A 15,408-nucleotide genomic window follows, 5' to 3' on the forward strand; every position below is an offset into this window, starting at 1 on the left:
ATTTAGTGTAGGAAGTGACGATGACTTATTGTGTGGCACTGAAACTGAATGCGGGCCTGGTGTTTGCTTCGGATTCCCGCACGAATGCCGGCGTCGACCAGATCGCCAGCTTCAAGAAAATGCGTACCTTCAGCAATGCTGGGGACCGGGTGATCGTCATTCTGAGTTCAGGCAACCTGTCCGTCACCCAGAATGCAACGAACCTGCTGGAGCAGCAGGGGCGGCAAAATGACGTTCCGAATATCTGGAACGTACCGTCCATGTTCGACGTGGCGGGGCTGCTGGGTACCTGTCTGCGCGAAATCACCCATCGGGATCGGCCGCATCTGATGGCCAGCAACATCGACGTGGGTGCCACCTTCATCGTGGGCGGCCAGATCGCCGGCGAGGCGCCCCGATTGTTCATGGTGTACACCGAGGGCAACTTCATCGAGGCGACGGAAAGCACGCCGTTCTTCCAGATCGGGGAAACCAAGTACGGCAAGCCGATCATCGATCGCGTGATTCGCCCGGAAACCCCGTTGAACGAGGCGGTCAAGTGCGTGCTGGTCTCGTTCGATTCCACCATGCGCAGCAACGTGTCGGTCGGCATGCCCATCGACATCGTGTGCTACGAGGCCAACAAACTGGTCATGGGACCGGAGCAGAATCTCCCCGAAGGCGATCCGTACTTTACCCAGATCAGCGCCCAATGGAGCGAGGGCTTGCGCGGCGTATTCGCGAGTCTGCCCGAACCGACCTGGATCTGCGGTCCGGAGAACGATCTGTTCGCCGATATTTCCCCACCCCTCACAGAGCCACCCCTATCATGACTATTCGTGTCGCGCTGCATCACAAGACGCTCTACCGATTCGACCGCACGGTGACCCTGTCACCGCATGAGATCCGGCTCAAACCCGCCGCTCATGCCCGAACCCCGATCCTGAGCTACTCCCTTCAGATCCAGCCGGCACAACACTTCATCAACTGGCAGCAGGATGCCCAGGGCAACTTCATCGCCCGGCTCACGTTCCCCGAACCGACGCGCTCCCTGGAGGTCACGGTCGATCTGATTGCGGACATGACCGTCATCAATCCCTTCGATTTCTTCCTCGAAAGCTACGCCGAGCAGTTTCCCTTCTTCTATCCCAAGCCCCTGGCGATCGAGCTTGCCCCTTACCTCGTCCCGGTCCCGGGTGGCCGGAAATTCGATGCCTGGTTGCGCGATTTCCGCAAGAATCTGCCGCCCAAGATCAATACGAACGATTTCCTGGTCCGGATCAACCAGCAGGTGCAATCCGCTGTCGGCTACCTGATCCGCATGGAGCCGGGCGTGCAGACGCCGGAGGAGACCTTGGCCAAAGGGTCGGGTTCCTGCCGGGACAGCGCCTGGTTGCTGGTGCAGCTGTTGCGGCGCATGGGTATCGCTGCCCGATTCGTTTCCGGATACCTCATCCAGCTGGCGCCCGACGAAAAGCCGCTGGACGGTCCCGCCGGTCCTTCGGCCGATTTCACCGACCTGCATGCCTGGTGCGAGGCCTACATACCCGGTGCCGGGTGGATCGGCCTGGATGCCACCTCGGGTCTGCTGGCAGGCGAGGGCCATATTCCGCTGGTGGCGGCCCCGCAGCCGGCCTCGGCATCGCCCATCTCCGGGATGACCGACGTGTGCGAGACGGAGTTCTCGGTGGAAATGACCGTAACCCGGGTGCACGAGGATCCCCGCGTCACGAAACCCTATACCGATCTCCAGTGGGAAGCGGTGCAGGCGCTGGGCGCCCAGGTGGATACCGAGCTCGAAGCGGGTAACGTGCGTTTGACACAAGGTGGGGAGCCGACCTTCGTCTCCATCGACGACATGGAAAGCCCCCAATGGAACACGGCCGCGCTGGGCGAGCACAAATGGCGGTTGGCGAACGACCTGATGCAGCGCCTGCAGTCCCGGTTCGCGCCGGGTGGGCTGATGCACTTCGGACAGGGCAAGTGGTATCCCGGGGAGCCACTGCCCCGTTGGGCATTGACGGCCTACTGGCGCGCGGATGGCGTGCCGATCTGGTCGGAAACGGCGCTGATGATCGGCGATCCGGGGCCCGGTACGTCGCGAATTTCAGCCAAGACGCTCGCCACCTTCGGGCATCAGCTGGCCGAAGCCCTCCATCTGGACCCCGCATTCCTCATCACCGCGTACGAGGACCCCTGGCTGGCGATTCATGGCGAAAGCCTGCAGCCGATCAATCTCGATTCCCTGGATGCGGATCTGAATGTGGCCGACGAACGCCGTACCCTGGCCAAGACGCTCCGTGCCGGGTTGGGGGCGGTGGGCGGATACGTATTGCCGTTGAAGAGTTTCCTGGACGATGCCAGTGGCGCCGTGCGATGGCAGTCCAGCGTCTGGCCGCTGCGTACCGACCGGCTCTACCTGCTGCCCGGCGATTCCCCCATGGGCTTCCGCCTGCCACTGAACAGCCTGCCCTGGGTCGCGCCGGAATTGCGCGATCCCGAAGTGCCTGTCGACCCGTTCGCCGAGCGGCTTCCGCTCAGCGAACGCGAACGGCGGGCGGCCCAGCCGCAACCGCGGGTGGTCCAGACGCGGGATGAAACGGCGCCCCACGAAGTCATTCATACGGCCCTGGCGCTGGAGGTCCGCGAAGGCATGCTGCAGGTATTCCTGCCGCCGGTGCCGACCCTGGAGGCCTGGCTCGATCTGATCTCGGCCATCGAGCGGTGCGCGAAGGCCATGAAGCAGCCGGTCCGCATCGAGGGGTATCCGCCGCCGCGAGACGACCGGTTGAAGTCGTTGTCCGTGACGCCGGACCCCGGCGTGATCGAGGTGAATATCCATCCCTCGCCGAACTGGCCCACCCTCGAGCAGCGCATGCGCGACCTGTACGAGGATGCGCGTCAGTCCCGTCTGGGCGCCGAGAAATTCATGCTGGACGGCCGCCATACGGGCACAGGCGGCGGCAATCACGTCACCCTGGGCGGTGCGACGGCGGCAGATAGCCCGTTCCTGCGGCGTCCCGACCTGCTGAAAAGCCTGCTCATCTACTGGCAGCAGCACCCGGCACTGTCCTATCTCTTCTCCGGTCAGTTCATCGGTCCCACCAGTCAGGCGCCGCGCGTGGACGAGGCGCGGGACGATGCCCTGGGCGAGTTGGAAATCGCCTTGCAGCAGCTGGGTCGCGCGTTCTCGCCCGGCGTCGAGTCGAGCCAGCCCTGGCTGATCGATCGGTTGCTGCGGCATCTGCTGGTGGACCTGACCGGGAACACCCACCGCGCCGAGTTCTGCATCGACAAGCTCTATTCTCCCGACTCCGCGTCGGGGCGCCTCGGCCTGATCGAGTTCCGGGCCTTCGAGATGCCGCCGCACTACCGGATGAATCTCGTCCAGTCCCTGCTGTTGCGTGCCCTGGTGGCGCGGTTCTGGCAGACGCCCTATCGCGGCAAGCTGGTCGACTGGGGGACCGCGCTGCACGACCGGTTCATGCTGCCCCATTTCATCGAACAGGACATGCAGGACATCTGCCGCGACCTGCGCAGTGCCGGATACGCCTTCGACGATGCCTGGTTCGCGCCCTTCCTGGCGTTCCGGTTCCCGCGCTACGGCACCGTGGCGTACGAAGGCGTATCTCTGGAGGTGAGACAGGCCATCGAACCCTGGCACGTGCTGGGCGAGGAAATGGGGGGCGGCGGAACGGCACGTTACGTCGATTCGTCCGTCGAGCGGGTACAGATCAAGGTGACGGGCATGACCGGCAACCGCCATCAGGTAGCCTGCAACGGGCGGCTGGTTCCGCTGCATCCGACGGGCGTGCCGGGCGAGTACGTGGCCGGCGTCCGGTTCAAGGCCTGGGCACCATACTCGGCGCTGCATCCGACCATCGGTGTTCAGGCACCGCTGACCTTCGATCTGCTGGACAGCTGGAACGGTCGGGCCATCGGCGGCTGCACCTATCACGTCAGTCATCCGGGTGGCCGGAGTTACGACACGTTCCCGGTCAATGCGAACGAGGCCGAAGCACGTCGCCGTTCGCGGTTCTGGGATCACGGGCATACGCCGGGACCGTTCTTCGTGCCGCTGGAACCGACCAATCCGCGTTTTCCCTTGACGCTGGATCTGCGCTGGCAGCCGGAGTAGGTCGCAGCGGGGCGCGGCGGATGCCGTGGCCTCGACACTGGTTTGTTTGATGGGTTTTACCGCTATCCGAGAGGTTGTCATGTTGGATTCAAACAGCCACCCCCGCTTCGGGGACAAGCAAAACTCCGCGTTCTTCGAGGAGTTCCTGCCGAGGGTTCTGGCCGAGCGTGACCGCTGCGGCCTGACGGAGATGATCGGCGGCATCGAGGCGATCATGATCTCGGTGGAGCCGGGCAAATCCATCGAATACATCGCCGAATTGTCCCTGATGACGCCGTACCACTATCTCGTCACGCTCGACAGTCTCAAGCACCTCACTCATGTCCTGCGGATCGACATGGATTCGCCGGACCTGCTGTTGCGGGAGGTGAAGAATCCCGAATACAGCGACATTTTCCGCAGTCTCAACGATCTGTCCCCGGTCGGCGCGCAGCGACCGCACAGTCGTTATCTGGGCGAGATCCTGCGGGCCACGAACCGCCATGAGGTGGTGGCCCAGCAGCAGGCGCGGGAGTTCCGCTTCTTCCCGGTCGGTCAGTTGGCCGATCTGGACCTGCCCCTCAACGTGAGCATGTCCCAGCCGTCGCCCTATACCCACAACATGGTGGGCTACATGGAGCGACCCGACGACGGCATTCGCGTTTATCAGCATGGGGATTGCGTGATCCTGCCGGAGGCCCAGGCCGCCTACGAACGGGGCAAGGACATGCAGGAAAATCTGGGCATCAAGGACCTGATTCTGCCGATCGATCATCTGGCGACCCGCGTGTACAGCCAGAACCGGGAGGTGGCGCTGCTCGAATACCTGGCCCTGTCGAGCTACTACTACTGGGGCAGCTACGACATCAAGGATCAGAATTCGTCCACCAACGTCACCAAGAACGTGCGCGGCGAGCCGGAGTCGCGGACGCCGGCGAAGGTGTTCACCGCCAACAATCTGCCCTATTGCGTGAATCATCTGGATCACCAGCCCAGTCCGACCGAGACCTTCGTGCGCAATTACGGCCCACGTCTGCATCACATGGCGCTGGCCGTCCAGGATGGACAGACCCGGGACAAGGAGAACATCGATTTCGTCGTGGATGCGATCAGTTCCCAGGGCATGGGGTTCCTGCTCGATACGGTGGGTTCACGGGAAGAGGGCCTGAAGCAGATCTTCTCGTCGGCGTCGACGTTTTCGTCGCTGATCGTTGAATATGTCCAGCGGTTCGGCGATTTTCAGGGGTTTTTCGCCAAGGATAATGTGGCGCACCTGACGTATGCTGCTGGGCTGGAAGAGGGTGTTCAGGCGCGAATGGCGCAATGACGCTCGCTGGCGGTCGAGGGGGAATCCGCGGCGCTAGCCACGTTTGATGAATGGAGGCGGCCGTAGGGCACAACGGGGATCGTCGGGGAGCGCGGCCAGATCTTCCGGCGTGTTGATGTTGGCGAAACACGCGCGATCCGCCGACAGATCGCAGAGCGCATAACGGCCAGCCATCAGCAGTTCGCGAAGTCGTTGGCCCGGTTTGGTTTTTTGTGGCCGATCGCGCCGTTTGTCCGGTTGCAGATCGGGGCGCTGCACGAGGCAGGGTCGATGAATCAGGGCCACGCTTGGCTGCAGGCGCTCGCCGTCGTGCGCGATGACGACGGCGGCATGACTGGATTGCTGGACCTCCCAGAGGCGCCCCGGCCAATGGGGCCGGAAGCCCGGCATGTCGCAGGGCGCCAGCAGTAGCCAGTCGTGCGTGGCCTCGCTGCTGCAATGGCGCAAAGCCGCGACCGGGCCGGCATATTCCGGTTCCTGACCGGCTTCCACGTGCGGATCGCTGACCACGGGGTATCCGAACGCGCGGTAGTCGCTCAGGTGGCGGTTTGCGCTGATGATCAATTGGTCGACCTGCGGCGCCAGCGCCGCCAGAACCGGTTCGATGAGATAACCGTCCCGAAAGGGAATCAGCCCCTTGTCCTTGCCGCCCATGCGCCGACCCGCGCCACCGGCCAGCACGATAGCGGTCGTGGGCGGATGGGGTTGCGGGTTGGCGGGGCGGGTGGTCATCCGCGATCGACTGGCGTTTCCGCCAGTTTCTCCGCCAGGGCGTCCACCAGCGGGCGCATGAAATAGCGATCCTCGGGCATGACGTCGACCCGGATGTCCATGGCCCGCAGCGTATCCGCCATGACCGGGCCGATGGCCGCGATGATCGTCCTGTCGAGCCCTCGGGACAATTCCTCGGTCATGCCCGTTTTCTCGGCCACGGTTTTCAGTCGCTTGATCTGCGGTTGGCTGGTAAAGGTCATGGCATCGATTTCCCCGGCGGCCATCGCGCTGATCAGTTGGGTCACGGCTTCGGTTTCCGATTCGGTGGCGTAGATGTACGGCGCGACAGCAACCGGCACGCGCCCCAGTGCCGTGATGGCGTCGATCAGGGGACGGTTGGGTTCGGTCCCGTACAGCACGACCCCGACTTCCGGGGCCAGGTCATCCATCTGCCGCAAGGTGGCGATGATACCCTCACTCGTCGGAATTTCCGCCTGGATGGCCGGCGTGATGTTCCATTGCTTGAGCGTCCGCCCCGGTTTGGGGCCGCGGGCAATCAGGCGGGTGTGGGCCAGGCGGTCGAGGAAGGCCTCGGCCAATCCGAAGCGTTCCGCCGCCGCGTGCAGACGTTTCACGCCTTCGCCGGTCAGCAGGATCAGGTCGCCGATGGCCGGGTCCGTGAGGAAACGGTCGAGCCAGAGGCGGATGGGCGCTTGGTCCGGGGCGTCGTGGATGCTCACGAGGGGGCAGCGCAGAACCTCGGCGCCCCGACGCTCGAACAGGCCGGCCAGTACGTCGAGCTGGCGGGTCTCGGGCAGGGCGATCCGCCGGCCCGTGTAGTTTTGCGGCAGCTCGGGGGTACTCATGCGGCACTCCGGATTTTCTGATGGAGTTCGGCCGCCACCGGTTGTGGCGTGAACAGCGGTTCCGCGTCCGGCGATCCCTGGAACCAGGCCAGCTGCTCATGCAGGTTGACGACGTCGCCGACGATGAGCAGGGAGGGCGACTCCGCGCCGACGATGAGATCAGGCAGCGTGGCGAGCGTACCCGTGTAGACCTGCTGGCGGGGCGTGGTGCCGTGCTCGACCAGCCCGGCCGCGCGCGACGCCGGCATGCCGTGGGCGATCAGCTGGGCACAGATTTCCGCCGAGGCGCTGAGACCCATGTAGAAGACGAGGGTGTCCTTGCAGCTGGCGAGATTGCCCCAGTCGAGATCGAGCTTGCCGTTGCGGGTGTGGCCGGTGATGAACCGCACCGATTGGGCATAATCGCGATGGGTCAGGGGAATGCCGGCATAGGCGGCGCAGCCCGTGGCGGCGGTGATGCCCGGTACGACCTCGAAGGGCAGGTTGGCTGAGGCCAGCGCCTCGATTTCCTCGCCGCCCCGACCGAATACGAAGGGATCGCCACCCTTGAGGCGGGCGACGATTTTGCCTTCGCGCGCGAGATCCACCAGTCGCTGAGAGATTTCTTCCTGCGGGACGCTGTGGGCATCGCGGCATTTGCCCACGTACATCCGTTCGGCATCGCGCCGAGCCAGATCGACCACGGCCGGGGAGACCAGGCGGTCGTAGACGACGACGTCCGCCTGCTGCAGGCGTTGCAGGGCGCGGAAGGTCAGCAAGTCGGGGTCGCCGGGACCGGCGCCGATCAGATAGACGCGACCGGCGTTCAGGGCATCCTGTTCCGTGGCGGAAACCAGATTGTTATGGAACAGGGTATCGGCTTCGTCGGTACGCCCCTGGGCGATCAGTTCCGGAAGGCGTGTTTCCAGCTGCGCTTCCCAGAAGCGACGGCGCTGACCGATTTCCGGCAGGCGATTCTGGACGGCGGTGCGCTTCATGCCGAAGAACGCGGCGATGCGGCCGATGGCATCGGGAATGAGCGATTCGATACGCGACCGGACCCAGCGGGCCAGCACCGGACTGGTACCGCTGGATGACACGGCGATCGTCATCGGCTCGCGATCGATGACGGCCGGCACGATGAAGCTGCAGTTGGCCGGATCGTCGACCACGTTCACCGGCAGATTGCGGGCTCGTGCCGCGTCGGCGACCGCCGCGTTGACCGCAGCATCGTCCGTCGCCGAGACGACCAGTTCGCAGCCGTCGAGATGCGCCGGTGCGAACCGGGCCTGAAGGTGCGTTACCGCCGCAGGGCTGCCGCTATCAAGGGCCGAACGGATCTCCGCATGGAGTTCGGCGGTCGCCTCCGGCGCAATGATGCGGACCTGCGCCCCCGCGCTCCGCAGCCAGGCCAGCTTTCGGGCGGCTACTTCACCGCCGCCCACGAGGGCGCAGCGCTTGTTCAGGACGTCCAGAAAAATGGGTAGGTAGCGCATGGTGATCTCCTTTACGCCGGTTCCTTGGAACCTGCGGTCGTACCTGCCGTCTGCAGCAGGAGTTTGAGTTCCGGGATGCAGGATCCGCAGTTGGTGCCGGCCTGGGTGCACTCGCCCAGCGTCTTGACGTCGGTGATGCCTTCGTCGGCAATCGCCTTGAGCAGGCTGTTGCGGCCAATGCTGAAGCAGGCGCAGATGATCGGGCCGCGATCGTCCTGGACGCCGGCCGGCTTGCCGGCCATGAGGTCGGCAAGCATGGCGGGACTGAGCTCGTCCTCCGCGAACAGGCCGGCGAGCCAATCCGTGTCCACGGCACGGCTGTCCGGGGTGACGTGCAGTACCCAGTCCAGTCGACCCTGACGGATCTGGGCGATGCGGAATCGGCCGGAGCCCGGATCGGCGAATTCGATCCATTGCGGTGTCGCGTCGCCCTCTGTCTGCGGTGTGCTCAGTTGCTGCTTGGCCCAGTCGAGCCAATCATCGGGGGAGTCGACTCCAGCCAGTTCGATGCGGTGATGGTTCGCGCCGGGAATGGTGACGGCGTAATCCCCCGGCCAGTCCGTCGGGGTCCGGTCGGCGAATTCCGGTGCCAGAAGGGCAAAACCGAACCACCGGGCCGGATAGGGCTCGGCCCAGACGGCCATGGTCTTGAATTCCGGTTGCCCGGAAACCGGGTCCACAACGCCGTTGACGAGGGCATTCACGAGACCGTGCCGTGCGTAGGCGTGGTTCCAGTGCAGGGGCATGAACAGGGAGCCGGGGCGCTGGTTGTCGTCGAGCAGGACGCGGGCATAAGCGATGCCGTGCGCGTTGCCGAGCCGGGCGATCTGGTGGCCGCGCAGCTTGAAGCGGGCCGCATCGCTCGGATGCACGCTCACGGTCGGCTCGCTGAAATGGGTCATCAGTCGCGGCACGATGCCGGTACGGGTCATGCCGTGCCACTGGTCGCGCAGGCGGCCGGTATTCAGGCGCAGCGGATGTGCCGGGTTCAGGGGCGAGGCCGGACCCTTGGCGTGAATCGGGATCATCCGTGCCCGGCCGTTGGGCGTGAAGAAGCGCCCATCGCTGAAGGGCTCGACGGCCGGACGGTCGGCGGGCTGCGGCCAGCGCGACGGCTCGAGGGCGTCATAGGCTGCCTTGTCGAGCTGGGCGAAGGCGGAGATGTCCAGATCCCGGCTTCCGGCGTTCTCGAAGCCGGTCATGGCCGCGTATTCACGGAAAATCGCCGCGGAATCCGGATAATCGAAGGCCTGGGCAAAGCCGAGCCGGCGCCCCAGCTCGCAGATCATCTGCCAGTCGTGCCGTGCCTGGGTCGGCGGTGCGATGAAGGGCAGTTGGCGGGTGATGCGCCGTTCGGAGTTGGTGACCGTGCCGTCCCGTTCCCCCCAGGTCGTCGCCGGAAGCAATATGTCGGCGAATGCGGCCGTGTCGGTGTTTTCGACGCACTCGGACAGCACGACCAGCGGGCAGGCAGCGAGGGCGGCACGCACCTGATTCGCATTGGGCAGGCTGAAGGCCGGGTTGGTGGCGACGATCCAGATGGCCTTGATATGGCCGTCCTGCAGACCCTTGAACATGTCGACGGCCTTCAGGCCGGGCGCGCGGGCCACGCGGTCGCTCTGCCAGAAGCGCGCCACGCGGTCGATGTCCGCCGGCGTGAAGCCCTGGTGGGCGGCCAGCTGGTTGGCGAGCCCGCCCACTTCGCGGCCGCCCATGGCGTTGGGCTGGCCGGTGATGGAAAAGGGACCCATGGCGGGCTTTCCGATCCGCCCCGTTGCGAGATGACAGTTGATCAGGGCATTGCCCTTGTCCGTACCGCTGGCGGACTGGTTCAGGCCCTGGGACCAGAGTGTGACGGTCCGTTCGGTCTTCGCGAACAGATCGAAGAACCGTTCCAGGTCCGCCTGGGGCAGGCCGCAGCGCTGGGCGACGGTTTCGATGTCCGGCGCATCGTGCCGGGCCGCAGCGAGCGTTTCGTCGAAACCGTCCACATGGTGGTGGACGAAGTCCATGTCCAGCTTGCCCGCCTGTGCCAGGGCGACGAGCAGACCGTTGAACAGCAGGGCATCGGTGCCCGGCGCCAGCGGCAGGTGCAGGTCGGCGATGTCGCAGGTGGCGGTACGACGGGGATCGATGACGACGAAGGTCATCTCCGGGCGACGTTCCTTGGCCGCAACCAGGCGCTGGAAGACGACCGGGTGTGCCCAGGCGGTATTCGAACCGGTCAGGACGACGAGGTCGGCCTGTTCCAGATCGTCATAGGACACGGGAACGGTGTCGGCACCGAACGCCCGGTTGTGGGCCGCCACGGCCGAGGACATGCACAGGCGGGAATTGGTGTCGATGTTGGCGGTGCCGATGAAGCCCTTCATCAGCTTGTTCGCCACGTAATAGTCTTCAGTCAGGATCTGGCCGGAGACGTACATGGCCACCGAGTTCGGTCCATATTCCTCGATGGTGCGCCGGAAACCCTCCGCGATGCGATCCATCGCCGTGTTCCAGTCGGTTTCCTGCAATGCACCGTCGGGCTGGCGGATCTTGGGCGCCGTCAGCCGATGGGGCAGATCGAGGGTTTCGGCGAGCGCCGAACCCTTCGAGCACAGCCGACCGTAGTTGGCCGGGTGTTCCTTGTCGCCCGCGACCGACCATTGCCCGCTGGCGTCATCCTGTCGGGCGATGACCCCGCAGCCGACGCCGCAATACGGACAGGTGGTGCGGAATTCGTTCATGCCGCGGAACCGCCGAGTTCGATGGAGACGATACCGTCCACGATCCGGGTCTGGAAGGTATGCGTGCAACCGTGGTCGGGTGCCACCGCCTCGCCGCTGTCGAGTTCGATGACCCAACCGTGCAGCGGGCAGGTCACGCTCTCGCCATGAACGATGCCCTGCGAGAGCGGCCCCTGCTTGTGCGGGCATTGGTCGCGAACCGCGAACACGGTGTCCTTGGCGGTGCGGAAGATGGCGATCGGCAGGCCGTTATGCTGCACGACGCGCGATCCCAGGCGCGGGATATCGGCCAGCGGGCCGACCGTGTACCAGTGGTTTGTTTCCGGGTTCTGACTCATGACAACTCCAATACGGGGGCAAATTCGTGGCGGGCGACGCCGTCGGCGCGCTCTTTCCAGGGATCGGTCTGGCTGAATTTCTGGCTGTGCATGAAGCGGGCCGCCAGTTCGGCACGGCCGACCGGATCCTCGATCAGGCGGCGCTGGACGTAAGGCAGGCCGACGCGCTCGATCCAGGGGGCCGTGCGGTCCAGATAGTGCGCTTCCTCGCGGTACAGCTGGATGAAGGCCGTGGTGTACTCGATCACTTCCTCTTCGGTTGCCACCTTGCAGAGGAAGTCCGTGACGCGCACCTTGATGCCGGCGTTGCCGCCGACGTGGAGTTCATAGCCCGAATCCACGCAGACGACGCCCAGATCCTTGACCGTGGCTTCCGCGCAGTTGCGCGGGCAGCCGGAGACGGCGATCTTGAACTTGTGCGGCATCCAGGAGCCCCAGGTGATCTGCTCCAGCTTGATGCCGAGGCCGGTCGAGTCCTGGGTGCCGAAGCGGCACCATTCCTTGCCCACGCAGGTCTTCACCGTGCGCAGGGCCTTGCCGTAACCATGACCGGAGACGAAACCGGCGGCGCTCAGGTCGCGCCAGACGTCCGGCAACTGGTCCTTCTTCACGCCCAGCAGATCGATGCGCTGACCGCCGGTGATCTTCACGGTCGGGATCTCATACTTGTCCGCGACGTCGGCAATGGCGCGCAGTTCGTTGGGCTTGGTCACGCCGCCCCAGATCCGCGGAATCACCGAGTAGGTGCCGTCCTTCTGGATATTGGCGTGTACGCGTTCGTTGATGAAGCGGGATTGCGGGTCGTCCTGATAGGTTTCCGGCCAGGCGCAGAGCAGATAGAAGTTCAAGGCGGGGCGGCACTTGGCGCAACCGTCGGGCGTCTTCCACTTCATCTCGGCAAAGATGGCCGGGATGGTGGTGAGTTCGTGTCGATAGATGGCCGTGCGCACCTCGTCGTGGGTGGCATCGGTGCAGCCGCACATCGGCTTGACGGAGGGGGCGGCCGAGTAGTCGCCGCCCAGGGTCGAAGCCAGCAGGTCTTCCACGAGGCCGGTACAGGAGCCGCAGGAAGCCGCCGCCTTGGTGTGCGCGCGAACCTCGTCCAGCGTGAAGAGCTTGTGTTCCTTGATGGCCTTGGTGATGTCGCCCTTGCACACGCCGTTACAGCCGCAGATTTCCGCATCGTCGGGCAGGTTGGCGATGCGTGCCTTGGCGCCGTGACCGGAGTCGCCGACGTGGGCCTGACCGAAGAGCAGCTGCTCGCGCTGGGCCGTGACATCGGTGCCGTCGCGCATCAGCTGGAAATACCAGGCGCCGTCCATGGTGTCGCCGATCATCACCGCGCCTTCGATGCGGTTTTCCTTGAGGATGAGTTTCTTGTAGACGCCGCGGGCCGCATCGGCCAGCACGATTTCCTCATGCTCCGGACCGGCATGGATCTCGCCGGCGGAAAATACGTCGATGCCGGTGACCTTCAGCTTGGTGGAGGTCATGGAACCGGTGTACTTGCCAATCCCGTAGCGCGCCAGGTGGTTGGCGCAGACCTTGGCCTGTTCGAACAGCGGCGCAACGAGGCCGTAGCATTGCTTGCGGTGCTGTACGCACTCGCCCACGGAGTAGATCTTCGGGTCGTAGGTGAGCATGGTGTCGTCGACCACGATGCCCTGCTCGCAATGAATGCGGCTGGCGAGGGCGACGTCGATGTTCGGGCGGATACCGGCGGCCATGACCACGAGATCGGCGGGCAGGGTCGTGCCGTCGGCCAATTCGACGCTGCTCACGCGATCCGTGCCATGCAGGGTTTTGGTGTTGGCGTTCAGGCGGATCTTGATGCCGCGATCGGTCAGGGACTGTTCCAGCAGGCGGCCGGCAGCCGGGTCGAGCTGGCGATCCATGAGATTGCCGTTGCGGTGCAGGACGGTCACGTTCATACCGTGCGTGACGAGGCCGGCAGCGGCTTCGAGCCCCAGCAGACCGCCACCGATGACGATGGCATGGCCGCCCGGCTTGCAGGCCGCCAGCATGGTGTCGACGTCGGCGATGCTGCGGAAACCGACGACGCCGGGCAGCTCGGCGCCGGGAATGGGCGGAATGAAGGCGCGCGAGCCGGTGGCGATGATGGCGCGGTCATAGGGGAATTTCTGCCCGTCCGCCGTGATGATCTCGCAACGCAGGCGGTCGATCCGTTCGACACGGATACCCTTGTGCAGGGTGATGCCGTTCTTCGCATACCAGTCGTCGTCATTGAGCATGATGTCGGGAATGGTCTGCTCCCCGGCCAGTACCGGCGAGAGCATGATGCGGTTGTAGTTGGCCCAGGGTTCGTCGCCGATGACGGTGATGTCGTACATGTCCGGCGCGAGCTTCAGCAGCTCCTCCAGCGTACGGACGCCCGCCATGCCGTTGCCGATGAGGACGAGGCGCGGTTTGGTCTCAGGGGTTTGTGCGGTCATGGCAGATACTCCAGTTCGGTCATGTTCGAATCGATGGTGCTGTTCAGCAGTGTCAGGTGTTCCAGCGTGGGAATCAGGTGGTTGATGCCCGTCGCGGGGGAATTGGTCCGGTCGCCTTCGACGAAGGACGACAGATAGCCGGTGATGTCGAAGGGGTTGAACGTGCTCTGATCGAAGAATACGTCCGGTCCCTGGATCAGCGGCCCCGGCGTGGCCGGCGAAAGGGTCCAGTGATGCTGGTGCAGTCCTTCGGGGAGATAGTCGATGGTCGGTGTCCCCATATCGAGGGTCTGCGCGGCATGGCGGAACAGGGCCGGACGGTAGCTGCGCTCCGCGATGACGCGCAGATCGATGGCCCGGTTGATATGCCCCCAACGCAGCATCTGTGCCAGGTAGAACACGGCGTGGGAGCGCCAGGGGAATTGGGCGTTGTCCCGGGAGAAACGCAGCCACGGAATGCCGTTGGCATTCTCGTCCCCGGATAGGCCAGGCAGGAGCAGGTTCATCGGTTGGCCGATCCAGCGAGGGTCCGCCAGCCAGATGGCTGCGGTTCGGCGGTTTTCCTCCGAGGCATCGAGCCACATGCCCGCTTCCATGAGTGCCGTGATCAGGGCCAGATGCTGATCGGGATTGCATTCGGCCCACTGTTCGCTGACGGCCAGCATCTTTTCGGACTTGTTGGCCCAGAGCATCGGCCCTGTGGCAATCAGGACGCCCGGCGGCTGGTCACCCTCAACGACGGGCTGGCAGGCAATGGTGCCCCAAGGCTCGCCGACGCAGAAGCCATCGATGACGCCGTCGCGCAGGCGTTGCGGCATCAATTGCGGGGGGTAGTAGACGACTTCGACGTCCTTGATCGGATCGATGCCGCCCGCTGCCAACCAGCTGCAGAGTTCGTAGTAATGCGTGGAGTAGGGGTGGACGGCCGCGAAGCGAAGTTTCCGGCGCCGATTCGTTTGTTCGCTCGGGTCGCGCAGCAGTTCGCCAAGCCGGTGGGCGGATTCCAGCGGGGCTGGACTTTCGGAGGAAGCATCGAGCTGTTTCGCAAGCGGTCGAGCCATTACGATGGCGTTGCCACCCAGCCCGAGGCTGAGCGAACTGCACAAGGGCTCCGAAAGTCTGTCGAGTCGGAGGTTTGCCGCCAGCAGCATGGGGGCGAGCAGATGGGCACCGTCCAGCAGGCCGAGTGCCAGCTTGTCGCGGACGTTCGCCCAGGATGGCTCCCGACTGATCTCCACATTCAGACCATGCCGCGCGAACAGATCGAGATGTTCGGCAACGGCCAGCGGGGCGCAGTCGGTGAGACCGACGAATCCCAGCCGAATCGGCTGGCCCGTTCCAGAATCAGTCGCTGTGTTGTTGGACATTTCCCGGTGAAACCCCATCTTGGATTACAAAACGAAAAAGCGC

Annotated in this window: 10 protein-coding genes; 3 read left to right on the plus strand and 7 right to left on the minus strand. The window is 64.6% G+C overall.

The features are described from left to right. Positions 1 to 20: 20 nt before the first annotated feature. The 3 genes from A9404_RS00140 (at position 21) to A9404_RS00150 (ending at position 5,423) form a co-directional block, all read left to right on the plus strand. On the plus strand, positions 21 to 812 hold the full coding sequence (locus A9404_RS00140; protein ID WP_066097560.1) for a proteasome-type protease: 792 nt from the start codon (positions 21 to 23) through the stop codon (positions 810 to 812). Continuing rightward, positions 809 to 4,117, plus strand: a complete 3,309-nt coding sequence (locus A9404_RS00145; protein ID WP_066097562.1) for a transglutaminase family protein — start codon at positions 809 to 811, stop codon at positions 4,115 to 4,117. The genes A9404_RS00140 and A9404_RS00145 overlap by 4 nt, the downstream gene beginning before the upstream one ends. 79 nt (positions 4,118 to 4,196) lie before the next feature. Continuing rightward, positions 4,197 to 5,423, plus strand: coding sequence for a VOC family protein (locus A9404_RS00150; RefSeq protein ID WP_066097564.1), 1,227 nt, complete (start codon positions 4,197 to 4,199; stop codon positions 5,421 to 5,423). 33 nt (positions 5,424 to 5,456) lie between these two features. Here A9404_RS00150 and A9404_RS00155 read toward each other — a convergent pair whose 3' ends face one another. Genes A9404_RS00155 through A9404_RS00185 form a run of 7 tightly spaced genes read right to left on the minus strand, consistent with a single transcriptional unit; the run spans position 5,457 to position 15,365 of the window. Beyond that, entirely contained in the window at positions 5,457 to 6,155 is a 699-nt protein-coding gene (locus tag A9404_RS00155) for an NTP transferase domain-containing protein (protein ID WP_066097565.1), read from the minus strand. Then, entirely contained in the window at positions 6,152 to 7,003 is an 852-nt protein-coding gene (locus A9404_RS00160; protein ID WP_066097567.1) for a uroporphyrinogen-III synthase, read from the minus strand. The genes A9404_RS00155 and A9404_RS00160 overlap by 4 nt, the downstream gene beginning before the upstream one ends. Continuing rightward, positions 7,000 to 8,478: a siroheme synthase CysG gene (gene cysG, locus A9404_RS00165; protein ID WP_066097569.1), complete on the minus strand. Its 1,479-nt coding sequence runs from the start codon at positions 8,476 to 8,478 to the stop codon at positions 7,000 to 7,002. Before cysG ends, A9404_RS00160 begins: the two co-directional genes overlap by 4 nt. Before the next feature lie 11 nt (positions 8,479 to 8,489). Then, complete coding sequence (locus A9404_RS00170) at positions 8,490 to 11,207, minus strand: nitrate reductase (protein ID WP_066097571.1); 2,718 nt, start codon at positions 11,205 to 11,207, stop codon at positions 8,490 to 8,492. Then, the gene (nirD, locus tag A9404_RS00175; protein ID WP_066097573.1) at positions 11,204 to 11,545 is read right to left on the minus strand and encodes a nitrite reductase small subunit NirD; all 342 of its coding nucleotides are present in this window, start codon (positions 11,543 to 11,545) and stop codon (positions 11,204 to 11,206) included. The genes A9404_RS00170 and nirD overlap by 4 nt, the downstream gene beginning before the upstream one ends. Continuing rightward, complete coding sequence (gene nirB / locus A9404_RS00180; protein ID WP_066097575.1) at positions 11,542 to 13,998, minus strand: nitrite reductase large subunit NirB; 2,457 nt, start codon at positions 13,996 to 13,998, stop codon at positions 11,542 to 11,544. The genes nirD and nirB overlap by 4 nt, the downstream gene beginning before the upstream one ends. Further along, positions 13,995 to 15,365, minus strand: a complete 1,371-nt coding sequence (locus A9404_RS00185; RefSeq protein ID WP_066097577.1) for a CmpA/NrtA family ABC transporter substrate-binding protein — start codon at positions 15,363 to 15,365, stop codon at positions 13,995 to 13,997. The genes nirB and A9404_RS00185 overlap by 4 nt, the downstream gene beginning before the upstream one ends. Positions 15,366 to 15,408 lie beyond the last annotated feature (43 nt).

Origin of the sequence: Halothiobacillus diazotrophicus (assembly GCF_001663815.1) — a bacterium.
In the GTDB taxonomy this organism is placed as follows: Bacteria; Pseudomonadota; Gammaproteobacteria; order Halothiobacillales; family Halothiobacillaceae; genus Halothiobacillus; species Halothiobacillus diazotrophicus.